This is a genomic window from Cellvibrio sp. UBA7671 (assembly GCA_002483145.1).
GTDB classification, from domain to species: Bacteria; Pseudomonadota; Gammaproteobacteria; order Pseudomonadales; family Cellvibrionaceae; genus Cellvibrio; species Cellvibrio fibrivorans.
The window spans coordinates 1-24,183 of sequence record DLHJ01000004.1 but is presented as its reverse complement, the minus strand read 5'-3'; the positions used below and the strand labels follow the sequence as shown (position 1 = coordinate 24,183).

The 24,183-nt window shown below is 49.5% G+C and carries 17 protein-coding genes; 9 read left to right on the top strand and 8 right to left on the bottom strand.

The window, feature by feature from the left end; all coding sequences use genetic code 11:
* Positions 1–49: 49 nt before the first annotated feature.
* Positions 50–1,213, bottom strand: a complete 1,164-nt coding sequence (locus B4E62_RS05265; RefSeq protein WP_331351358.1) for an aspartate aminotransferase family protein — start codon at positions 1,211–1,213, stop codon at positions 50–52.
* Between the two features lie 265 nt (positions 1,214–1,478).
* On the bottom strand, positions 1,479–3,941 hold the full coding sequence (locus B4E62_RS05260) for a response regulator (protein WP_331351357.1): 2,463 nt from the start codon (positions 3,939–3,941) through the stop codon (positions 1,479–1,481).
* A gap of 173 nt (positions 3,942–4,114) precedes the next feature.
* Here B4E62_RS05260 and B4E62_RS05255 point away from each other — a divergent pair, with 173 nt between their 5' ends.
* The 4 genes from B4E62_RS05255 to B4E62_RS05240 all read left to right on the top strand — a co-directional run bounded on the left by B4E62_RS05255 (position 4,115) and on the right by B4E62_RS05240 (position 11,561).
* Positions 4,115–6,172, top strand: a complete 2,058-nt coding sequence (locus B4E62_RS05255) for a TonB-dependent receptor family protein (RefSeq protein WP_331351356.1) — start codon at positions 4,115–4,117, stop codon at positions 6,170–6,172.
* Between the two features lie 29 nt (positions 6,173–6,201).
* Complete coding sequence (gene hrpB / locus B4E62_RS05250; protein WP_331351355.1) at positions 6,202–8,625, top strand: ATP-dependent helicase HrpB; 2,424 nt, start codon at positions 6,202–6,204, stop codon at positions 8,623–8,625.
* Between the two features lie 180 nt (positions 8,626–8,805).
* Complete coding sequence (locus tag B4E62_RS05245) at positions 8,806–9,921, top strand: carbohydrate porin (RefSeq protein WP_331351354.1); 1,116 nt, start codon at positions 8,806–8,808, stop codon at positions 9,919–9,921.
* A 41-nt stretch (positions 9,922–9,962) separates the two neighbouring features.
* Positions 9,963–11,561 carry a methyl-accepting chemotaxis protein gene (locus tag B4E62_RS05240; RefSeq protein ID WP_331351353.1) on the top strand — a complete coding sequence of 533 codons (1,599 nt, stop codon included), beginning with the start codon at positions 9,963–9,965 and terminating at the stop codon, positions 11,559–11,561.
* Positions 11,562–11,579: 18 nt separating this feature from the next.
* On the opposite strand, the gene B4E62_RS05235 is transcribed toward B4E62_RS05240, so the two are convergent.
* From B4E62_RS05235 to B4E62_RS05225, 3 genes are all read right to left on the bottom strand, one after another.
* Entirely contained in the window at positions 11,580–12,422 is an 843-nt protein-coding gene (locus B4E62_RS05235; RefSeq protein WP_331351352.1) for a protocatechuate dioxygenase, read from the bottom strand.
* 219 nt (positions 12,423–12,641) lie between these two features.
* Positions 12,642–13,304, bottom strand: coding sequence for a response regulator (locus B4E62_RS05230; RefSeq protein ID WP_310075930.1), 663 nt, complete (start codon positions 13,302–13,304; stop codon positions 12,642–12,644).
* Positions 13,301–14,836 (bottom strand): ATP-binding protein, encoded by a 1,536-nt coding sequence (locus tag B4E62_RS05225; protein ID WP_331351351.1) that lies wholly within the window; start codon positions 14,834–14,836, stop codon positions 13,301–13,303. The genes B4E62_RS05230 and B4E62_RS05225 overlap by 4 nt, the downstream gene beginning before the upstream one ends.
* A gap of 228 nt (positions 14,837–15,064) precedes the next feature.
* Here B4E62_RS05225 and grxD point away from each other — a divergent pair, with 228 nt between their 5' ends.
* The gene (grxD, locus tag B4E62_RS05220; RefSeq protein ID WP_310075925.1) at positions 15,065–15,382 is read left to right on the top strand and encodes a Grx4 family monothiol glutaredoxin; all 318 of its coding nucleotides are present in this window, start codon (positions 15,065–15,067) and stop codon (positions 15,380–15,382) included.
* Positions 15,383–15,430: 48 nt separating this feature from the next.
* On the opposite strand, the gene B4E62_RS05215 is transcribed toward grxD, so the two are convergent.
* A complete protein-coding gene (locus tag B4E62_RS05215) occupies positions 15,431–15,745 on the bottom strand; it encodes a hypothetical protein (protein WP_331351350.1) in 315 nt (104 codons plus the stop codon).
* A 179-nt stretch (positions 15,746–15,924) separates the two neighbouring features.
* Between B4E62_RS05215 and lpxL the strand changes: the two genes are divergently transcribed.
* Both lpxL and corA read left to right on the top strand, forming a co-directional pair.
* Positions 15,925–16,857 carry an LpxL/LpxP family Kdo(2)-lipid IV(A) lauroyl/palmitoleoyl acyltransferase gene (gene lpxL, locus B4E62_RS05210; protein ID WP_331351349.1) on the top strand — a complete coding sequence of 311 codons (933 nt, stop codon included), beginning with the start codon at positions 15,925–15,927 and terminating at the stop codon, positions 16,855–16,857.
* Positions 16,858–16,992: 135 nt separating this feature from the next.
* Positions 16,993–17,940, top strand: coding sequence for a magnesium/cobalt transporter CorA (gene corA / locus B4E62_RS05205; protein WP_310075917.1), 948 nt, complete (start codon positions 16,993–16,995; stop codon positions 17,938–17,940).
* Between the two features lie 80 nt (positions 17,941–18,020).
* Here the strand turns inward: corA and B4E62_RS05200 are convergent, their stop codons facing one another.
* Positions 18,021–18,338 carry a hypothetical protein gene (locus B4E62_RS05200; RefSeq protein WP_310075914.1) on the bottom strand — a complete coding sequence of 106 codons (318 nt, stop codon included), beginning with the start codon at positions 18,336–18,338 and terminating at the stop codon, positions 18,021–18,023.
* Positions 18,339–18,523: 185 nt separating this feature from the next.
* Between B4E62_RS05200 and queE the strand changes: the two genes are divergently transcribed.
* Both queE and queC read left to right on the top strand, forming a co-directional pair.
* On the top strand, positions 18,524–19,219 hold the full coding sequence (gene queE, locus B4E62_RS05195; protein ID WP_310075912.1) for a 7-carboxy-7-deazaguanine synthase QueE: 696 nt from the start codon (positions 18,524–18,526) through the stop codon (positions 19,217–19,219).
* A gap of 56 nt (positions 19,220–19,275) precedes the next feature.
* The gene (gene queC, locus B4E62_RS05190) at positions 19,276–19,953 is read left to right on the top strand and encodes a 7-cyano-7-deazaguanine synthase QueC (protein WP_331351348.1); all 678 of its coding nucleotides are present in this window, start codon (positions 19,276–19,278) and stop codon (positions 19,951–19,953) included.
* A gap of 19 nt (positions 19,954–19,972) precedes the next feature.
* Here the strand turns inward: queC and B4E62_RS05185 are convergent, their stop codons facing one another.
* Positions 19,973–23,857, bottom strand: a complete 3,885-nt coding sequence (locus B4E62_RS05185) for a bifunctional diguanylate cyclase/phosphodiesterase (protein ID WP_310075907.1) — start codon at positions 23,855–23,857, stop codon at positions 19,973–19,975.
* Between the last annotated feature and the right edge of the window lie 326 nt (positions 23,858–24,183).

Below are 24,183 nucleotides of genomic sequence, written 5' to 3'. Positions count from 1 at the left end.
CAGCGCGCGCCTTATGCGCGCGCCTATTTAAAACTCATTCACTAATTGGTTAAAACTCGTTTACCAGTTGTACCACTTTGCTGACCAGCTCATCGGCTTCAGCGTCAGTGAGGATAAACGTGGGTAACAAGCGGATAGTGTTGACGGCGGTCACGTTGATCAAAATACCCAAATCACGCCCCTTTTGAACCAGTTCAGGGCAGGCAGCATTCAGCTCAATACCAATCATTAATCCTTTACCGCGGATATCAACCACTTTGGGGTTGCCTGCCAAGGCGGTTTTGAAATCGGCCAGCAGCTTATCGCCCAGCACTTTTACACGGGCGATCAGGTTGGATGATAGGAGTGTTTCGATTACCGCAATGCCTGCGCTACAGGCGAGTGGGTTGCCGCCAAACGTAGTGCCATGGTTGCCCGGTTGCAGCACTTCGGCCGCTTTACCGCGCGCGAGGCAGGCGCCCATGGGCATACCGTTGCCCAAGCCTTTGGCAGTGGTGACCACATCGGGCAGCAGGCCGTTGTGTTGATAGGCGAAGTAGGTGCCGGTACGGCCGTTGCCGGTTTGGATTTCATCCAGCATTAACAACAGCTCGTGTTGATCGGCGATGGCGCGCAATTGGTTCAGGTAATCCGCTGCAGGCACCCGCACACCGCCTTCGCCTTGCACGGGTTCAACCAGAATCGCGACAATGTTTTTGTGTTCAGTGATGGCGGATTTTACTGCCGCAACATCGTCGTAAGGCACACGGATGAAACCTTCTACCAGTGGCTCAAAACCGATTTGCACTTTGGCGTTGCCGGTGGCGCTCAGGGTCGCAAGCGTCCGACCGTGGAAGCTGTTGGCCATAACGATAACGGAAGGATTCTTCACGCCTCTGTCGTTGCCGTATTTACGCGCGATCTTGATCGCCGCTTCATTGGCTTCAGCGCCGGAGTTGGAAAAGAACACCTTTTCCATGCCGGAAACCTGGATCAACAGATCAGCCAAGCGCTGCTGTTGGGGAATATTGTATAAATTGGAGACGTGCAACAGGGTTGCCGCTTGCTCGGACAGGGCTTTGGTCAGCGCAGGGTGCGCATGGCCAAGGCCGCAAACGGCGATACCGCTGATTGCATCCAGATAGGATTTGCCACTGTCATCCCATACTCGGCTGCCCTCGCCCTTGGTGAGGGTCAGGGTTCTGGTGCCGTAAGTATTCATGAGCGTGGACATGGTCTTCTCCAAAAAAACAACGCCGTGGCGTTAGTAATAAATGTGTGTTGCGTGAAAAAACAATTCGCCAAAGCCAGTCAGTGACGGGCCAGCGAATGATTGATCAGGGGGACGCTTTATCAGAGCTTTTTTCGCTACACCGGCACTTGCTACCGATGGGACACAGTTGTAATCAACTTGTACGCGGCAAAAACAGGCGGCAAATATATAAGTTATTGCGATTATTGGCAAATTTGGGCAGGTTTTGCGCCTATCAAGCGACTCTTCAGGATCCACCGAAGCCGTTGCCCTGCACAAATTCCTTGGCAAAGATAATGTCGTTTTGCAGATGGAAACCCGTATCGGGTGGCTGGATAAAAAAACCTTCAAACAAACGCACGCCCTGCATCCATAAACTGGAGAGATTGTGCGAGTTTTCAATTTGGGTGGCGATCACTTTAATGCCGCGTCCGGTCGCAGAGGCAATAAGTCGCTCCAACAACTTCGGATTTGCTCCCTCGCTGGTGAGCTTGGGCGAGAGGCGCAGGTAGTTGACTGCCAGGTCGTCCAGCATCGGCAGTATTTGTTCACTCTCACCAGCGCGAGTGACACAGATACCGCAGCGGATATCGCGCAATGCCTTGGCGATTTCTCGCGCTTGATGGAAGTGATTGAGTATCCAGTTCCCCTCCAGCATAAACACCAGTCGCTCCTCTCCGCGCAGGCGTGACGAGCGCAACACATTGGCGGCGAAGGAAAAGAAGCTGCTTTGTTGCAAGGTCTCTTCGGCCAGGTGGATAAACAGTGTCGCTTGTTCGCGCGTTTGACTGTTGGCGGCAATTGCGCTGACCGCCTGCTGCAACACCCAGCGGTCCAGTTCCAATCGCTTGCCTGGTTGGGTAATGCGGCTGAGGAATTGCCCGGCAGCAATAGGTTCTCCATCTTCACCGCGCAGCCGCGTAAGCACGGAAAAATGTTCGATTTGTGCATCTTCCAAACTGATAATTGGCTGGAACGCGAGAGTCAGGTCGCGGCTGAATACGACGGTGGAAAAATCGGGCAGGTTTTTATCGGTTGTTTTTGTATTGGCCTCCGCCGCTGCACTGGTGAGCGGTATTGCGCCGCTGACACTTGCTTCGAACGCCTGCTCTGCGCGTAATAGCGCATTGTTGGCGGTGCCAAGCGCTGAGCTTAATGGCGCTATACCCAATTTAATTTGCAGGCTGAGGGCTTTGCCTTTAATGATGTAAGGTTGGCTGCTCAAATGTTTGGTGAATTGTTCTCCGCGCTGGCGATGGAACTCCGAGCTGCGTTTGCCTGCCAGCACGCAGGCGACCATGTGGGATAAGTCTATCCATTGCTCGTCGCTGCCGACGGTTTCGCTTAGGCGACGACAAAACTGGTCGTGTAAGTCTATGAGCTCTACCTGTCCCAACTGCAGGGTTAAGTCGGCTAGTTTATCGATGCTGAAATAGTAGAGGGCGCTATTCTGGTTGCCCAAACTGTTGTTATGCAGTTCATCTTCCAGTGCAGTGAAGAAGTAGCTGCGGTTGATCTGCTGCGGCTGTTGGGTGTGGCGGGTCACACGTGCGACACGATTTTTGAGCGCCGAGGTATCGGCCAGTGCCTGTTCACATACGCTAATGAGTTCGGTGACCTCAAAGGGTTTAGTAAGTAGCGCATTTACACCCAGCGCCTTGATGCTTTTATGCAGGTTGGTATCGGTATCGGCGGTGACAAAAATAATTGGCAGCAATAAAAATTCCGGGTCTTGTCGCAACAGCACTGCCAGCTCCATGCCATTGATATCGGGCATGTGCATATCCAGAATCACCAGGTCGGGTTTGAATTTGGCGGCGCGCTGCAAACTGTGCAATGGCTGGTTGACGCAGAGCACTTCCATCCCCGCATAGCGCAAAATTTCTGCTTGCAGGCTGGTCATTGCAGGGTCGTCGTCAACAATCATCACCCGCTGGGTTTTGGTGTGTTGGGTGATGATATGTACCAGCTTCTCGACCAGAAAATGAAAGTCGAGCGGTTTGATCAGATAGTCGCTGCTACCTGCGCGCAGGGCGCGCAATTTGGCATTTACGTCGGTGCGGCCGGACATCAGGATGATGGGGGTATCATGGGTGAGCAACGCCTTTATTTGATGCAAATTGCCCAGCGCCTGCAAGCCCGAGCGCTCAAAATCCGGGTCCATCAGGATTGCGGCGGGAGAATCCAGATAGAGCCTCTGCATACAGGATTGTGGATTGTCAAAATACTCCACTACAAATCCGGCTTTGCGCAGATAGGCGTTGCAGAGCGCAGCCAGCACCCGGTCAGGGTCAACTAAAAAAATCGTTTTACCCAGCGCTTCCGGGTACCTGTTGGGATCAATAGCAGAGGGGAGTGGATCCTGGCGCGCTGTACCATTGGCGGTGGCAGCCATTATCTGGCTCAACTGGCGGATATGGTCTTCCAGTTGCGCGTACTCCAAGCCGCCAAAACTACGCCCCAATTCATTCAGGTCGGTGATGAAGTTTTCCAATTGCTGCGCGGCGTGGCGCAACTCGGGAAAACCAAAGCTGGTGCCGGCCTCGATAAGTTTGTGCGCAAACTGTTGCAGCGTAGTAATACCTTGCTCGCTCCAATTAAGATGGCGCAAATGGCTCCAGATTTCTTCCAGGCGACGCGCCCGCTCGGGCAAGCTTGCTGCAAACTGTTGGCGCAGCCGTTCAAGCTGGTTGCGAAATTCTTGTGGCATAGAATCATCCTGATGTTCACTTCTTGAGTATAGAAGCTGTTCACCAAAGCGCAGCTTATGTCGCGATTGATGTAAATATTCGTTTTATCTAATGAGACTTTGTTACGTTTTTTGCAGAATAGCTCTTCTTTTGGCGCTGCAGTCTGCGCGCATTTTTATCATCCTGGACAATTATGAATTATTCGTACGCACCCATGTGTTCGCTAATGGCAGGGACATTATTCCTGCTGCAGCCAAATATACTATTCGCGCAAGCAGCGCCGGAATTGTTGGAAACCTTGATTGTATCGGGCGAGCGCAGTGAAACTTCTGTAGTAAGCCAACGTATTTTGATAAAAACGGCGGCTGATTTTTCTGCTGGCGCGCGGCTCGATCCCGCTGAATTACTGCAAATCATTCCCGGTGTGCAAGTGGATTCGCGTACTAACTACGCGCAGGATACACGTATTAGCCTGCGCGGTTTCGGCGCGCGCTCCGCTTTTGGCGTGCGCGGTATTGATCTGCAAGTCGATGGTATTCCCATGTCCACACCCGATGGACAGGGGCAATTAGCCAGCGTGATGCTTGACAATGTCGCCAGCGCGCAAGTATTGCGCGGGCCAGTTGCCGCGCTCTATGGCAATGGTGCAGGTGGTGTGATTGGCCTGCAAACTGAAGTGCCGGAAGCGAGTCGCATCAGCGCAGGATTAATCGCAGGTGATCTAGGCCTCACACGACAAACATTGAGTGGAGAGTGGCGCAGTGAAAATCTGGCGCTACGCGCGCAATTTGCCAATACTGATATCGATGGCGAGCGACCTCATTCCAGCGCTGAGCGACATCAAGCTGGTGTGCAATTGTTTTACACCACAGAAAATAATCTTGATGTGATTGTTAAGCACGATTACAGCAATGATCCACTATTGCAAGATCCACTCGGTTTAACGCCTGAACAGTGGCGCAATGATCCATGGCAATTAAATCCTGCCGCAGAAATGTATGACACGCGCAAAACTATTGAACATCAACAAACCTCTATCAGTCTGCGCGATAATAACGGAGCAACACGCTGGCAAACCGGGCTTTGGCAAGGCGAGCGCGCGATTACCCAATATCTGGGTTTTGCGGGTGATGCTATTTCTGGCAGTGGTGGTGTCGTCGATTTGCAGCGGGATTTTTCCGGTATTAATGGGAGTATTACGCACAGTTTGAATCTATTGAGTTGGCCTACAGAAATCAGTCTTGGTGCGGAATTAGCACAGATGCAAGACGAGCGCCGAGGTTATGTGAATGAATTCGGCGCTATCGGAGATTTGCGCCGCGATGAGACTGGTGAAGTTGAAAGCCGCGATATTTACTCGTTAATTCACATTAACCCCACGGAAAACTTAATGCTTTACACAGGTGTGCGCCATACCGATTTGGATTTTATTGTAGAAGACAGTTTTATTGTTGTCGGTAATCCCGACGACTCAGGCGCGCGCAATTATCGTGAAGATTCTTTTGCAATCGGTGGGAATTATGCAGTCACATCTGCGTGGCAATTATTTGCCAGTAGCGGACGCGGCTATGAAACTCCCACGCTGACCGAAATGGCTTACAGGACTGGTGCAACCGGTTTGAATACCGGGCTTGAGACGGCCACTAATCGCCAGCATGAGTTGGGCATTAACTATAATCCGGAGGAGATGTTCGAGCTGACATTGACGCAATTTTTTATCGATACGGAAAACGAAATTGTCGTGGATCAGTCAGTCGGAGGTCGCACTACCTTTCGCAACGCCGCTGAAACTAAACGCGAAGGGATCGAATTATTGGGCCGCTTTACCATTAATCCCAATGTGAAGCTGCAGGCGGGGATTCAATCGCTTGATGCCATCTATTCTGCCAGTCAATGGGACGGCAGCCAACTGCCCGGCGCGGCGCGCGAGCAATATCAGCTAGGTATACAATGGCAACCCTTTGCAAATGATACATTGCGATTTGATCTGGGCGCGCAGCAGCGCTCGCGTATTTATACTGCCGATAATAATCAGGTTTACGCTCCGAATTACACCACTTTTGATGCGAGTGTTCGCGGCGCATATGTTGTGCAATCATTGCAATTCGATTGGTGGTTAAAATTGGCCAATATTACCGATGAGAATTACGTGGGTTCGGTCATCGTCAATCAAGCGAACGGCCGCGCATTTGAACCCGCTTTGGGGCGAAATGTTTCGGCAGGCATTAAGTTAATCCATCAATTCGATTAATCATTTTTTATCTTTTATCTGGATTTTTTATGCTCTTGCCCGATTTACCGCTGAGTGCATTGCACGATGATTTTATTGCTGCACTGGCACATACGCCGCTGTTACTGGAAGCAGAACCTGGCGCTGGTAAATCAACACTCGCACCGCTCTGGGTATTGGCGCAAGCACCTGCGGGGCAGCAAGTTTGGTTGGTGCAGCCGCGTGTTTTGGCGGCGCAAGCGCTCGCGCAACGGCTCGCAGCATTATTGGGCGAAACGCCGGGGCAGCAGGTGGGTTATCAAGTACCTTACGATTCGCGCATGAGTGCTGATACCCGCCTGGTGTTAATGACACCAGGTATTTTGCTACAACATCTTTTGCAAAATCCCACACTGGATGGTGTCGCCTGCGTGATGCTTGACGAAATTCACGAGCGCAGTGTAAACCAGGATATGGCATGGGCATTTTTGCAGGAGGTGCAAATCCTGCGCGAGGATTTGCAGCTTGTGCTAATGAGCGCAACACCGGATCCCGCTTTGCAGCAGCAAATTACTAACCGCTTATTTGCACCGGGGCGCTGCTTTTCGGTCAGCACCCAATATCAACCTGCCAAACAAAATCCCAACGGCTATGGTGAAAAAATTGAAGATCAGTTATTGCGTGCGCTGCTTGCGTATCCGCAGTGGCAATCCACAACGGTGCTGGTATTTTTACCGGGCTGGCGCGAGATAGAAAACTGCGCTAGTTTAATTGCTCAAAAATTTCCTATTCAACTATTTCCTTCACTGAAAGTATTTCGTTTGCATAGCCGTGTTCCATCAAACGAACAAAGCGCTGCATTAGATTCAATGCAAGGCCCGCGTTTAATTCTGGCGACGAACATTGCCGAAACATCATTAACTATTGCCGACGTTACTGTCGTTATTGATTCTGGTTTGGCGCGCCGGGCGGACTATGAGCAGCGCACCGGTGTTACCCGTCTGCGCACAACGCGTATCAGCATGGCCAGCGCCGAGCAACGTCGTGGTCGTGCTGGGCGCGTTCAGGCCGGGCATTGCATTCGCCTTTGGTCGCAAGACCAGCCGCTTGCGGCGGCTGATTTACCGGAAATTCGCGCGACCGATTATTTGCCACTCGCGTTGCGTATCGCCCACTGGGGTAGCCCTTCTGATTCACTGCCTTGGTTAGAAGCGCCAAATAAACTCGCGTTGGATTTTGCAGTTCAGCAATTACAAAAAATGAATTTGCTCGATACCAAAGCACAAATTACTGCGGCGGGAAAATCGGTCAGTGCACTCGGAACCCATCCGCGCATCGCCGCGTTTTTATTGCTGCATGAAAAAACCATTAGCGAAGCCGCGCTCTTGCTATCACTCTCCTTGCATTTTGAATTGGCAGCAGAGCAGGATTTTTCTGCTTTGTTAGATGCTGCTACGCGTGAACTGGCGTGCAATCGGCAATGGCAGCAACAACAAAAACGCTGGTTAGGGGTTTTATCGCTGCAAAAAAATACCGCTGCGGTAGATTCCTTATTTCTTGCCCGCGCATTTAATGATCGTATTGGGTTTAAACAAGACTCGGGCCGTTACCGGTTGAACTCCGGTATGAGTGTTGAACCACAAGGCAAGTTGGACGCGCAGTGGGCGGTGTTCCCGCTAATTAATACCAAGCCTAAAAGCCATTCTGGTGTGGGCATTGCGCTGCAATTAACAGCCGAGCAGCAGCGACAACTCAGCCAAGCGAAAACCACATTGGTATTTAAACAACAGCGTTGGCAAGAGCACACGCGTTGGGCCATGGGTGGTGTGGCGATTGATGAAAGCTGGCAAATAATTCCTGCCAGTGAAATTGCACAAAAATTGTTGGAACATATTCGCGCATTCATTGTTGAAAAAGGTTTTGACCATCTTGCATGGAGCGATAAAGCACGCGCATTGCTTGAGCGCGCACGTTTGGTGGTGGCTTATCAGTTATGTAAATTGCCCGCGCTTGACGATGCCAGCCTGATTGTTAATTTACACCAATGGTTGCTGCCATTTTTAAATGAATCAACGCGTTTGGATCAGCTGCCGTTGCACGATGCTCTGGAATTTTATTTGGGTTTCGATAATTGCCAAAAAATTGCACAACTATTGCCAAGTAAAATTGATTTACCTAGTGGCCGCAGTGTGGTTGTTGATTTTGCTAACGATGGCACCGCACAAATCTCGGCCAAGTTGCAGGAATTTTTTGGTTGTGAACAATTGCAACTTGCTAATGGTAAAATCCCGCTAAAAATTCACCTGTTATCGCCTAATGGTAGCCCGCTAGCTATCACAAATAACCTGCAAACTTTTTGGCAGCAAGCCTACCCCGAAGTGCGCAAAGAAATGCGCGGTCGCTATCCGCGCCATCCGTGGCCAGACAACCCACTCGAGCATGAAGCGACGGCGCTGACTAAAAGGAAGCTGGCACTGCAGCAACCACCGAGCTAATTAGATAACTTTATTTTTAAACCGTTCGTTTTAATTTCATTCGACGATAAGCCTGTAGGTTTTTTCGCGATAATCCTTGGCGCGCTTAATCCCTGTCTATACTGCTACTCAGCATTGCCCTGTTGCGCCCATTATTTATGGATGCAGCCGTACCAATTAGAGGCAGAGGGATTGTTGGCTATGAAGAAAATTCTCACGCTTTTGTTGCTCATGACGGCGAGTGTTAGTTTTTGCGCTCGCGCTGAGTCCCCGTATCAATTGGCGACTGCCTTGACGTTGGAGTCCGTCACTAACCTGGATGGTGGTATACGAGAGGGTTCCAGTGAATTGGCGAATGTTGATCTCACCTTGGCAATAGATACCGGTGCTGCAGGTTGGTGGGGTAATGGTGCATGGTTTGTGTATGTGTTGGGCGATACCGGCGATAACCCTTCCGACGATGTCGGTGATGTGCAAGGCATATCCAATATCGCCACCGATGAAGCTTTAAAGGTCTATGAGTTTTGGTATCAACACAGTTTTGCGGATGACAGCGTAAAAGTTTTGTTTGGTTTGCACGATTACAACTCCACATTTTATTCACTCGAATCAGCGGGTTTATTTACCCATCCCTCTTTTGGTATCGGCCCGGATACCTCACAAGTCGGCCCTTCCATTTTTTCTACTACATCGACAGCCCTGCATTTTACCTTTGCGGGCGAAAATAATTATTTACTAGCCGCGATTTACGATGGCATTCCAGGTGACCCGAATGATCCGCGTGGTACCCATGTGCAATTTAATAGCGGCGATGGTTTGTTCAGTGCGGTTGAATGGGGGTGGGCAACTGACAGCAAGGATAAGCTTGCTCTGGGTGTTTGGCAGCACACGGCTGAAGTTGAAAATCCGGTTGATGGTGAAATGATGGATGACAACACCGGGGTTTATTTTATTGCCGAAAAAAATATCAATGATGTCGCTGCGGTGTTTGTGCAGTTAGGGCAAGCCGATGATGAATTTAACCAGCTTGAATATTACGGCGGTACAGGTATTACCTTTACCGGGTTTTGGTTGGACGGCGATGGTTTGGGGTTGGCGGTGGCGCATGCGCGCAATGGCGATCCCTATCTCGACGCTAACAGTGCTACCGATAGTGGAGTGGATCGCGCGGAAACGGCGTGGGAGCTAACCTATTTTGCGCCGGTGGTGGACCACCTTAATTTACAGGGGAGTTTTTATTACATCCAAAATCCCGCTATGGATAAAACCCTGGACGATGCACTTGCTGTTGGTGCGCGTGCTTATATTGAATTTTAATCTGTGTTGGTCAGGTCAGCTAACAAAATTGCGAGGACGCAATGAACATCAAACAATCCATCATGCTAGTGGTTGCCGGGTTTATTGCCTTGATTGGCATAAATACGTTTGTCGGTTTTAGTGCGAGCCAAAAATTGGGTGGCTTGCTGGAATATATTTCCGGCCCGGCGTGGAATGCGGCAGATGGTGCTATGGAAGGGCAGATTGGCCTTGAGGGGCAAATTATTGTATTGCAAAAATTGTATTACAACGAAAAATCACTGGCTGAAATGCAATCTGTGTTGGACGCTGCCATTGCTATGGAAAATGATGCCTTGGGACGCATGAAAGCATCGGGATTAATGGGGCAGGCTACCGTCAGTAAATTGGATCAGCAATTAAATAATTATCACGCAACACGCGCGGCACTGATCAGTAAATTGCAGGCGGGCACTGTTGCTACCGAGGAATATAACCAGCTCAATAGTCAGCTTGATGGACTGCTTGCGTTTATCGGTGAAATGGAAGAAGAGGCAGACAGTAAAGTTGAAAGTGAAACCGGCAATGTCGAACAATTGCAGAGCGCCGCATCAGTAAAACTATTTGCTGCTTTGTTGGTAAGCATTGCAATGGCCGTGGTTATTTTTATTTTTGCCAACAAAATGATTGTTCAACCGGTTGCACAGGTTACTGAAAATCTGCAGGAGTTGGCCTCAGGCTCGGGCGATTTAACCGCGCGTCTACCTAATGAAAATACCACTACAGAATTGGGGCGCCTTGCATTTGCGTTTAACCGGTTTGTTGAAAAACTGCAGGTGCTTATTAGCCAGGCCCAGGCCAGCAATCACACGCTCACCGCAGCGAGTGTGCAAATTACCCAATCAATTACTCAGGCAGCCAGAGGCTGCGATGCGCAGCTGCGCGAAATTTCCCATGTTGCCAATGCGGTGGATAGAATTTCCAACACCCTGGATAAGGTGGCAGAGGCTGCAGTAGGTGCGAATCAGGCATCCACCGATGCCACGAGCATTACCGGCGCAGGTAACAAAATAGTCGCCTCGGCCCAGCAAGGTGTTGATGAAGTCGTGCAAGAGGTTGATAACGCATCGCAAGTGATTTCCGCGCTGGTGGCTGATAGCCGCAATATAGGTGCAATGCTGGAGGTGATTCGCAGCATTGCCGAGCAAACCAATTTATTGGCTTTAAATGCGGCGATTGAAGCCGCGCGTGCCGGTGAAACCGGGCGCGGTTTTGCGGTCGTGGCCGATGAAGTGCGCAGTCTTGCATCGCGCACTCAGGAATCCACTAAAGCAATTGAAACTATTATTACCAATCTCACTACCGGTTCAAGTAAAGCGGTAGAAGTTATGAGCGGAGCACAACAAAAAGCGTTGGTGATTAAAGAACGTATCGCCAATACATCACAGGCATTTTCTAATATAGTGGATGCGGTTGATCAAATCCGGCAAATGAATTCGCAAATTGAGCGCGCGTCGGAAGAAGAAAAACAGTCAATGCAACAAATCACCGGCAGCATGGATACGATTCTGCAACAGGCAAAACAAAACCATGAAGCCGGTGAGCAAACTAGCCAATCGCGCGATCACCTCGAACGTGAGATTCGCAAATTAGACGGTTTGCTAAGTGTGTTTCGCACTTAAACCGAATCGATTTTAATCTCAGACTTTGATTCCAACCTGTAACTCGGCGATATACCCATCTGTTACGTTGCCGGTGACACTCGTCATTTGATACTCAACACCGTCGCTAAAGACGTTGTCCGCCGAAAAAGTTTTTACCGAGGTGTTTTGCCCTTTAGCACTGTAAAGCGTTGAGTTGTAAACCGCAGTTGTTATATCAGCCGGAAACGCCATTTGTGAAATAGCGCTAGACTGGGCATTGCTTCCGTAAGCGGTTAAAAAAATCTGGAAATGAATATGGGTGATACGCCCGGCATACCAACCAGGATAAATGGTGGTGAAGTGGGCCACACCATTGGTGTCGGTGTACTGCACACCGCGACAATAGGTTTTTCCCGCTTCGCCGTTATAACCCGAATAATTGCCATCTTTATCGCAATGCCAGATGTATACGTAGGCAGGTACTGGTGTGCAACTGTTATTCACATTCACCAATTTCAGTTTGACTTGAAGTGGCACACCAGTTTTATCTTCAGCAATATTTTCGCGCAAAATAAGTGAGCTGTTTAATAAGGTAGAGAGAGGGTAGGGGCCAATAGTTTCTGTTGGAATCACCGTGCAACTCCCCGAGCTCGTAGCCAGGCTACTGGTAGTGGAGCTGGTGGCTGCACTCGATGACGATGCGGTGCTGGTCGTGGTCGAGCTATTTGCGCTGCTGCCGGATGATGAGCCTCCGCCGCAACCGATAAGCCCGGTTGCGCCCATCAGGCTAAATATACCCAATGTACCTAATGTCCGGCGGCGGTCACTGTCAATAGTGGTTCTATTGGTAGCAGAAGCAGCATTAGTAGAAGATGAGTTTTTATTGGATGGTTTAAGCATAAGATTCTCTCAGCGTGGTTGTGGTCTAGCCTGTGACACCAGCACAGAAAATGAATGCGCGCAGGATTGTGAAAGGATTCAGGAAGAACTATGAAAGAATTATGCAAGTCAGTTTTTTTGGTTAAAAAATGGTTAATAGAGGCTAATAAATAGCGGTAGTTGTGAGGTTTGGAGAGAGTGATTAGCTGTGCCTTCCATGGCATCTGCGGGATGAATGCATCAGGAAATTTGCAGCCGATAACCCACCCCGTAAACCGAATGGATAATATCTTCATTGCAAATAGGCTGTAATTTTTTACGCAGTTTGGTGATGTGGGAATCCATAGTTCTATCGCTTACGACACGGTGATCGGTGTAAGCGTTTTTCAATAATAAATCGCGCGAGATAACACGCTGTTTGTTGAGCAGCAATGTTTCCAGAATGCGAAATTCGATGCTGGTCAATTCGACGCATTGATCGCCGACGCAGGCGTACTGGCGCTCTTTGTCCAGGCGCAGTCCCTCCTCATGTGGTTCTTCACTTTTATTGCTGCGGCGTAACACAGCTTTCACACGTGCGACGACTTCGCGTGGGCTAAATGGCTTGCAAATATAATCATCGGCGCCCAGCTCCAAACCAATCAAGCGATCAATTTCCTCCACCTTGGCGGTGGTCATAATAATTGGCACTTGTGAGGTTTTGCGCACTTCCTGGCAAATACTTAAACCGTCGCGTTTGGGCAGCATTAAATCGAGCAATACCAAATCCCATTTTTCGGTCAGGATTTTTTGCAGCCCCAGTTCACCATCGCTCACCAGTGTTGCTGTAAAACCTTCGCTGGTTAGGTAGTCTTGCAAAATTTCGCCTAAATCAATTTCATCTTCAACAATTAAAATGTTCATGCAGATTCCTGTAGTGGTAAATAAACGGATACTTTTAATCCGCCCAGTTCGCTGGTTTCAATACAGACGCGTCCGGCGTGAGCTTCGACGATGTTGCGGCAAATACTCAGACCCAAACCGGCGCCGCCAGTTTCACGGCTGCGTGAGGATTCGGCGCGATACAAGCGTTCGAACAGTTTTTCATGCAGCGCCGGATCAACGCCGGGGGCTGAGTCTTCAATCACAAACCTTGCCTGGCTTGCATCAGCGGATAAAGCGATACGGATTTTTCCGGGTGCTTCAGTGTAGTTAATACTGTTGTTAAATAGATTCAAAAAGAGTTGATGCAAACGTTCGGGGTCGGCAAATGCTATCACTGGATTTTTCGGTAGTGTGCGCTCCAGCTCAAGCCCGTTCTGGCTCAGTTTGTCTTGCAAGGAAACACTTAATTCCTCGATGATTTCTGCAATATCACACTCCTGCTTGCGATAGCTCATTGCGCCTATGTCAGTCAGCGAGAGTTGGTATAAATCATTTACCAGGCTGGTGAGGCGGGCTGCATGTTTTTGCAAGCGGGTAATGGCTTTTATATCAAATTTTCTAACGCCGTCTTCCAATGCTTCAAGGTCCGCTTTGAGTACCGCCAAGGGTGTGCGCAATTCATGGGAGATATCGGCGACCCAACGTTTGCGCGCTTGTTCGGTTTGGTTGAGCGTATGTGCCAAATGGTTGAGGTTTTCGGCGAGGGTGGAAATTTCGTCCTGCCCTTTGGTGGACAGTCGCTGTTTATATTCCCCTTTACTTAATTGCTGGACATGCGTCGCCAATTTTTTTACACGCTGCGTGAGTAAATAGGAGAGCGGAATTGCACAGGCCAACGCGATAGCGAGTGCAACCATCGCCATTAACAAAAAATGATTTTGTTGGCGTTTGGCAAATTCGTTGTCGCGCAGGTCGCGCAACGCTGGATTCATAGGTGTGCCGAGATAACCCACTAACTTTTTGTCGCCATCGATATTGATATACAGATCGCTGAAAAAGTAGGTTTCGTTGCGCCATTTTTTTCCGCTGATGATTTTTTCTTTATGATCCAGAAGAATAAAACGCTTGTAGGGTTGATGGCGTAAAAAATCATCCGGTTGAGGCGGTGCGCGTCTATCGTCCCGGCGTGCATCTTGGGTGTTTTTACGAATTAGAAAGGCGCTGCGGTCATTGCGGTCTTCATCGCCGCCATCGATACGTGTATCCAATTCGGGCGGAAAGGGAAAGGGAATAGGACGCTCACCGCGCTGGCGCATGTTGGCGCTGTATTGCCACACAAATAATTCCCAATAATGCGGGTTTACTTTAAATGCATCCCAATTGCCGTTGTAGGTAAAGTGCTGCTCCAGCGCCATGATTAGCCGGGCATTGCGCGAGGCTTCTTTTTGCTCCATGTAATGATTAAATCCGCGCTCAAAACTCAAGCGTGAATATATAAATAATCCGCCCGTTAGCAGCACGGCAAAACAGGCAAAAACTAAAAATACTTGGATGCGCAGATTAAACTTCACAGCGGTGGATAACCCTTTTTCAATGTATAGAATGCGGAACTATTACTGACAGAATATGCAAAAACAGCGATTTGGCAATCGCATGAGATTGGCCTGCCGGTGCTGGCTGGGGTAAAATGGCAATACTTGAGCAAAATACTCGGATATATCCGGTTGTGTTTATTCCGATTGCCCCCAATTAACCAGCTCCCTATTGAATAGCCCATACTGAATATCGAGGTAGATAAGATGGACGTGTTAGATACGATCAAACAACAAATCAGCGAAAACGATGTGATTCTGTATATGAAAGGCTCGCCCAGCGCGCCTCAATGTGGATTCTCGCAACGCGCGTCCCAGGCGTTAATGGCCTGCGGCCAACGCTTTGCGTATGTGGATATTTTGAGCAATCCGGAGATCCGCGCTGAATTGCCTAAATTTGCCAACTGGCCAACTTTTCCCCAATTGTGGGTAAAAGGCGAGTTGATCGGCGGCTGCGATATCATTACCGAGATGAATGAAAAAGGTGAGTTGAAGCCTTTGATTGACGCTGCTGTTGCCGGCTAATCCCCTCGGGTCGGTTGCTGATCTAGCGGTGACCGACCAAGTGGCCTGCTATTGCTGTAATGCCAGATACACCAACAGGCCTGCACCAATCACACTGAATACACAGAGCGATAAGCCAATAACACGCTGGCGGGCGCGGCTGTGTTCGTCGTTTTGATGTTGCAGTTGATGGGCGCGCCAGGCAAGGTCTTTGGATTTGACCAGTTTTGCGCGAATTTGCTGGAGCGCGAGAATATCTTGTTCTAATTGTGGATTCGGTTGGCTGCTATTTTGCTGTGCACGCTGTTGTTCAAGTTTCTTGAGTTGTTGATCCAGTTGCGCGAGCTTGTGATCCAGCGCAGCGGATACCTGACGAATTTGCATAATAAGGGCTCAATATTGGGGCTGGCTAACCTTAGCAGAAACAGGACACCTTTGTCGTTTGAAGTGCATTTCACCCTGGTTACACCTTTCTGCTACTCGTCGTTGTAAAGCGATTGCTATAATTCGCGCGCATCAAGCATCGCGCTACGCGACGTCCTTTTTCTGTGTGAGTAGATACCTTGGATAAACATAGTTCACCCGAGTTTCATTCGTCATTTTATGGTCCGCGCTACTGGCCAACCTGGTTGCTGTTGGCGTTCTTCCGCCTATGTGCACTCTTGCCGGTATCGTTCAATTTTGCGATTGGCCGGTTTATCGGTGTGTTATTTAACCTTTTGGCGCCGTCGCGCCGCCGGATTGCGGAGACCAATATCGCGCTCTGTTTTCCCGAGTTGGATGCGCAGGCGCAAAAGAAAATTGTCGATGGTGTAATCCGCAATTGTGGCATCAGTATCATGGAATCGGCCATGGCGCTCTGGGGGCAAGAGAACAAGCTACGCGATCGCCACACCGTTGAAGGGTTGGAGCATCTCGCGGCGGCAAAGGCAAATGGACAGGGCGCGCTCTTGGTGGGATGCCACTTCACGACTATGGATCCGGCGGGGCGGGTGTTTGCCTATCACGCTGAGGCGCACATGTTGTATCGCAAAGATCCTAATCCGCTCTTGGCGTATGAGTTGATCAAGGCGCGCGAAAAATACCTGACCTCCGCCATTGTGTTTAGCGACACGCGCCAGCTGATAAAAAAACTGCGTCAGGGGGAAGCTGTCTGGTACGCGCCTGATCAGGATTACGGCAAGGACCAAAGTGTATTCGCCCCGTTTTTTGGTATCCCGGCAGCGACGGTGTTGGGTACTGCGCGTATTGCGCAATTAGGGCGCGCGGTGGTTTTGCCCTATGCCCACTACCGTGAAGACAATGGCCACTACAAATTGATCTTTGGCCCACCACTCGACGACTTTCCGTCGGGTGATGATGTGGTCGATGCAACGCGCATCAACAAAATTATCGAAGACATGGTGCGTGTGAAGCCAGACCAGTACCTCTGGGTACATCGCCGCTTTAAAACCCGCCCTCCAGGTGAGCCAGGCCTCTATAAGAAAAAGAAGTGATGCTTTTCCAGAAAGCATTTACCGTGAAAACTTAATAAAATAGGTTAAGTTTAATTGGCCTATGCTATAAAGCCGCCAAATCGCGCGACCCACTGCAAACCTTGAAGCTTTAGGAGATAAACAACGATGTTAAGAATGTTTAAAGTTCAAGGTAATACCCTGCGTGAAGACAAACAGTCCGAAGATGATACCAAGCTGGCATTGAATACTGCGCTCTGGATTGATGCGCGCGAGCCCAGCGATGAAGAGCGTGAGGAGTTAAATACTTTCCTGCGCGCCGAGCTGCCTGAGTCCGATGATGTGGAGGAAATTGAGTTCTCTGCGCGCTATTTTCAGGATGGTGTTGGCATCCATGTTCACTCCCTGTTCCTTGCCCCCGGTGAGTCAGGCCGTCATAGCACTGCAACCGTTGCGTTCATCCTGCAAGAAAAGCGGTTGATTTCTGTGCGAGACGGTGATCTTGCCGATTTCCGTTTGCTGCGCATGCGTGCCCGCGCAGGCCAAGTGCATGTGACATCACCGCAAGATCTGCTGGTGACCATGTTTGAGCAGAAAGTGGAAAACCTCGCTGACGCCCTCGAAGACATTCATCGCAAACTGGAAGAAGTTAGTCATATGGTGTTGGAAGATGCCGATGCAGAGTTGGAAGATGCGATCGACCAACTCGCCAAGCTGGAGGACAGCAACGGGAAAATCCGCCTGTGCCTCATGGATACCCAACGTTCGATTTCCTTTTTGCAGCGCCACCTGCGCGAATCCTTTGAGCTGCAGGAGACTGCGCGCGAGATTAAGCGCGATGTGGATACACTCATGTCGCACACCGCCTTTTTGTTCGACAAGATCAACTTCCTGATGGACTCGACCCAGGGTTTTATCAATATCGAACAAAACCAGATCATCAAGATTTTCTCCATTGCCGCAATGGTCTTCCTGCCACCCACCGTAGTTGCCAGCGCCTACGGCATGAACTTTGAGTTTATCCCCCACAGTCACTGGAAATACGGTTTTGCTGTTGCGGTTCTCTTGATGTTGCTATCGGCAGTGCTGCCTTATTGGTATTTCAAGCGCAAAGATTGGCTTTAGTTATGCAGGGCATGGACTAAAGAAAACCGCTGCGGATACTCGCGGCGGTTTTTTTGGTGTGAACTGTCCCACAGGGCTTGCTATTCCTCTACCCATTCCCAGCGCAGGGGTTGGCCAAAGTCATCCAGAATCACTTTCTTGCGCGGGCGCGGTTTTTTGAGTTTTTGCGCCAGATTCGGTTTTTTGCGCGCTTCTATCGCGGCGACTACCTCGGGCAGAGGGGTACGATCCTCTTGGCTGGTGCCATCGAAGATACTGATCAAGGGGCCGTTGGCGTCGAGGCGACCACTTAGACCGCGTGGCACTTCGTTGACATGCCCTCCCTTGTGCAGGAACTCCTGGACTTGTTGTTCCAGTTCCTGATGCAGTTGGCGGCGTGTTTTGGTCGGTTTGATCATTGGCTCTAGGGTTAATAGGGTAAAAGTGGCGCTGACAAAAAGCGGCGATCTGCCAGCATAACAGCGCCAGCTGCGGCAGGGCAAATCCTCGCGTGGCATTGGCCTCGCATAGCCGGCTACCTTTAGGTAAACTGCGCGTCTTTCTTATCGCGCCTTAGTTGCGGCCTCATGCAGGGTTGATGCAGATGGTCGCTGCCCGATTCCCGCTCGCAACACAACGTCCAATCCACATGACACAAGCCAGTTTAAAAATTACCGAGATCTTTTATTCGCTGCAGGGCGAGTCTACAACCGTCGGTTTGCCGACCGTATTTGTGCGTCTTACCGGCTGCCCGTTGCGCTGCGGTTATTGCGATTCAGAATACGCATTTTATGGTGGTGAGCGATTACTGCTCGATGAAATTCTCGCCAAAGTCGCCAGTTTTAATCCCCGCTACATTTGCGTTACGGGTGGCGAGCCGCTGGCGCAGCGCGAGTGTCTGACGTTGCTTACTGCCTTGTGTGATGCTGGCTATAGTGTATCGCTCGAAACCAGCGGTGCTTTGCCGGTGGATGATGTAGATCCGCGCGTAGTCAAAGTTATGGATTTAAAAACACCAGGGTCGGGAGAAGTGGGGCGCAACCGCTGGGAGAATATCCCGCTGCTCAGTGCGCAGGACCAGATTAAATTTGTGATTTGCGATCGTGCCGACTACGAATGGGCACGCTTCAAGTTAGATGAGCATCAGCTTGCAGGCAAAGTAGCAGAAGTCTTGTTTTCGCCGAGTTTTGGTCAGGTTACGCCATTGGCGTTGGCGGAGTGGATTCTCGCAGATAACCTTCCCGTGCGTTTTCAATTGCAGCTGCACAAGCTGTTGTGGAATGACGCTCCTGGTCATTAATTTTCGATAACTGATGTTTCGTTTTTTTCTCACATTTTATTTTTTCGGTAGTTGTTATGGCGCAAAAAAAAGCGGTAGTGCTGGTTTCCGGTGGTCTTGATTCCACTACTGTATTAGCGATAGCGCGAAGTGAAGGCTACGTGTGCTACTCCATGAGTTTTGATTATGGTCAGCGCCACAGCTCAGAATTGCTTGCTGCCGAGCGCACCGCCAAAGCCCTGGGTGCAGTTGAGCACAAAGTGATTAAATTGGATTTGCGCTCCATCGGCGGTTCAGCATTGACCGACGATGCGATTGATGTACCTGAAGAAGAGACCGGCGGTATTCCCGTCACCTATGTGCCAGCGCGCAATACGGTGTTTTTATCAATTGCTTTGGGTTGGGCAGAAGTGTTGGGTTGCGATGATATTTTTATTGGTGTGAACGCCGTGGATTTTTCCGGCTATCCCGATTGCCGCCCCGAATATATTGCCGCTTATGAAGTTATGGCCAATCTCGCAACACGCGCGGGTGCAGAGGGGAATAAACTGCATATCCGCACGCCGCTGATCCATTTAAGCAAAGCGGAAATAGTCCAGTTGGGGATTAAACTCGGAGTGGATTACAGTCTGACCGTATCTTGTTATCAAGCAAATAACCAGGGTGAAGCCTGTGGCAAATGCGATAGTTGCCGTTTGCGCAAGCAGGGGTTTGTGCAGGCAGGTATCGCGGACCCTACGCGTTATCAGCGTTGATAAGTTAACAGTTGCTCTGTTAACAATAGTCGCGCGCGATTAATTGCCGCTCGAATTCCTCTATCGCTACTGGTTTGCCAAAAAAATAACCCTGGAACATGGAGCAGCCATTTTGTTCCAGGAAATTTTTCTGCGCTTCTGTTTCTACCCCTTCAGCAATCACTTGCAAATTCATGTTCTGTGCCATGGCGATAATCGTGCGCGCAATGATTGCGTCATTGGGGTCAATCGCAATATCGCGTACAAAAGTTTGGTCGATTTTTAGTTGGTCGAGAGGCAGGCGTTTGAGATAAGAGAGCGATGAGTAGCCAATGCCAAAATCGTCCATCGAAAAACCAATGCCATTGTTTTGTAGCTGTTGCATTTTTTCGATGCTTTGATCGACATTTTTCAGCAGCGAACTTTCAGTTAATTCAAGTTTTAACAGGCGCGTATTGATATTGCTGTCTTTGACAATATTCAGGACATCATCGACAAAATGCGCTTGGTTAAACTGGATGGGGCTGACATTGACGGCGATGGAGAGCGCTGCAAATTTCGGTTGCTGGCTCCACTGCCGCAATTGTTCACAGGCTTGGCGAATCACATGTCGGCCGATGGCGACAATCAATCCGGTTTGTTCTGCAACCGGAATAAAATCGGCAGGTGAGATCATACCGTTGAAAGGATGTTGCCAGCGCAATAACAGCTCTGCACCAATTGCTTTGCCGTGATTATCGATTTGCACCTGGTAGTAAGGAATAAGCTGGTGTTTGGACTCGTAAGCCGTGCGCAGATCCGCTTCAATTGCGGCGCGTTTTTCCAGATGTGATTGCATGTTAGGGTCAAAAAAGCGGATGGCATTGCGCCCGCTGTCTTTGGCTTGGTACATGGCGACATCGGCGTGACGCAATAAGTCGTCGATGCTGCGTGTCTGGCCTTTAAATAAATTTACGCCAATACTGATGGTGCAATGGAATACTGATTGTTGCAGTGGGTAGGGCAGGTTGATTAAATCGTGTAATTCTTCGGCACGTTTTTTTGCTTCCTGCGCTGCCATTTCAGCGTTATCGCCCAAGTTATCAAATACCACTACAAATTCATCGCCGCCCAGGCGCGCGGCTAAATCAGTTGCGCGAATAATGCTGCTGATGCGCTCGGCAACCTGCACCAGTAGCTGATCGCCGATATGATGGCCGCGTGTGTCGTTGAGTAATTTGAAATGGTCTATATCAATGAACAAGAGCGCGCCGTGTTGATCGGTGCGCGCACTTTGCGCGGTAAGCAATTTAAGCCGGTCTTGCAACATACGGCGATTGGGCAGGCGCGTAAGTGGATCAAAAAAGGCGAGGTTAAATATTTTTTCCTGATCCTGGGCGCGGCGTAATTCCCCGCCGATACGATCGGCAAAAATTAATAATAGCGAACTAATTTGTGGCGAAATGGGCAGCGGATGTTCAGCGAGTAATACTAAAATACCTGTTGGTTTTCCTTGGGCATTTTTAATACCTACACCCAGGTAGCTGTCGATATTGTATTGGACTAGCAACATGTCGCGCGGGTAGCGCTGCTGAGCTCCGGTAGTCATAAAGCAAAAATTTTCTTCCATCACATCATGGCAAGGTGTGTTTTCCAGCGCGTAACTAATATTGGGTTGTACTTGGCCATTAATTAAATAGGTGTGAGTGGTGGCTTGAGTAGGATCGTCATTGTCGATCAAACTAATGACGGCCTGCTGCGCACCAATTGCATCGGCGAGTGCGGTGAGAATCGTAACAAAAAAATCCGGCGCAGAGGCGGCATCAGCCGCAGCGGCAGTGAGAGCTAAGTCTAATCCTTTGCGCTCGGTAATATCCTGTACTGTACCTTGCAAGCTGGTTCCTTGTGTGTCTTCGATTGTATCGCCTTGCAGCTGCAGCCAAAATTTTTTTCCGGCAATCTCAATGCGTGTTTCCAATGCTAAAGGCTTATGGTATCGCAGGCTTTCTGCGAGCGCGTTGGCAACAGTGTCGCGGTCATCGCTATGAATAAAGTAGTTAATAAAATCGGTCATTTTTGCGTGCAAAAATTCACTTGGTAAAGCAAATAATTCACTCATGGAGTGGCTGAAACTGTAATCATCTGTGTGCGGGTTCCAGCTCCAGTGGGCAACGCGTGCCATGAGTTGCGCGCTCTCCAGTCGCTGCTCGCTCTGGCGCAATGCTTCTTCAACTTGTTTGCGCTCAACCAATTCTTGTTCGACTTGCAACAGTGCTTTGCGCTGTGGACCCAGATCTATGTCCAGGCAATACATTTCTTTATGATCAGGTGTATCAATCAGCACGTGATTGGAGTAAACCCAGACCTCGTTGCCGTGTGCATCTTGCAATGCAAGCTCTCCTGATGGGATTGCAGCATCCTTCTCATGCCAGTCTTCGATCGCTTGATGCACACCTTCGCGCATAAAACCGGGAATAATTAAATCTTCCAGTTTTTTCCCCATGGCGTCAGCAGCGCTAAATCCATAGAGGTCTTCACTCGCTTTATTCCAGAAAATAACCTCGTGAAAGCGGTTGTACCCCTGTACCGCAATATTGCGGGTCGTTTCAAAAATATTGCGAAAGCGCTGTTCATTTTCGAGATCGGTCTGATGGGTATTTACGCGTTTGGTTATGTCGCGTGCAAGGCAAATAAAGCGGTCATTTTCCCGGCGGGTGCCCGCGAGTTTGGCAATAGAAAGTTCGTACCAAAAAGTATTCTCACCTTGCGTGATGCGAATGCTTTTGCCTTGTGATATGCCCCAGTTATCAGCTTCACTCAGCGCACTCATCCAGACTGAAACGGATGTAGAGGCGAGTGTTTCAGAAAGATTTCTGCCTAGTACATCAGGCGCGGAGAGGGTGTGATGTTCATTGGTGCCATTGAACGAAAGTACATGTCCCTGGCGATCAATTTCAAATAGCAAATCAGGAATTGCATGCAAAATGGCTTCAAGATGTTTTTTTTGTTTTTCCTGTTCCTGGCTGGATTCACCAAGTTGGTGGGTGGTGTTGGCAATTTCAGTATGGGCAGCTGTAATCATTAATCCTAAGATGGCCATGCTGACAGCATAAATCCAAATGACCCAATAGCTTAGCTGTTGCGAATCCAGGGCGAAGGGGCCAAGTTGGTTTACGCTAGACCAAATTGCCAAAAAGCTGAAACCGATGGTGGTTAGCGCGCAGCCTAATAAACCAAATGAAAGGGCCGCCCAGGCAACACAAACAAAACTGGTGAATACAATGGGTAAATGAAGGCCATTTTGAAAATTATTGAGCGGAAAGCAGAGCAAACCTACCAGCAGGCTTACGGCAAACACGATAAAAAAATCCAGTTTGCGTCCAAGCACTTTGTCGATATTGATTTGGTTGATATTGATAAGTAGTGGAGCAGCGAGAAATACTCCGAGACTGTCACCCATCCACCATACCAGTGTAGTGTACAAACCGGATTCGAGCGAACCCTGGTTGTAATGGTTGAGTGAAAAGCCGCCAATAGTGGCGGACACCAGCATGCCCAGCGATCCCAGCACCAGAAAGCAAATAGTGTTGGCGCGGTGCAATTGATTGAGGTTACAACCTGCACGACGCAACAGCCAAAGTGCAGTAAGCGGGGCTAGGGTGCTGCCTACTGCAAGCAGTAGATTAGTGGTGAGGTCGGCGCCGCTGGCAGTCTGCAGCGTCAGTGCGGACACAAAAACTGCAGGCCATAGATGCGGCGACCAGCGATAAAATGCGGCCAGGGCGATACCACTGGGCAACCAAAAGAGCGTGACTCTATCGTCCGCAAAAGGTACACAAAGGCCTAGCCAGCCAGTGAGACTGTAGGCTAAAAATACCATCAGTATTTGAGCGAGCCTGGGTGGATTGGGCTGCGAAATTCCTTCCCCGGGTGAGGCAAAAAGCATGCGTCGTTCTCATTATCGGCTAGGGCAACTAATCCGGTAATCCTCCTGAGCCTATTATATTTCTGTAGGTTCCGGCAGATTGCCTTAAGAATAGGTTAGATTCGATGCCGCCGTCGTGAAAGTTTTATCCTTCCGCAAAATCACTAAGTGCTCATCCCTGTGCTTTGATAAATGTGCCGATAAAGTTAACAAAAAGCCTCTTTAATAACCAATCAATCTTTGGCTCGCACCCATTGTGCACAAATTCTCAAAAAAGGCTTGTCTTTTCAGCCTGAAACATTATTATACGCGCCTCGCATTTGGGGTCGTTAGCTCAGTCGGTAGAG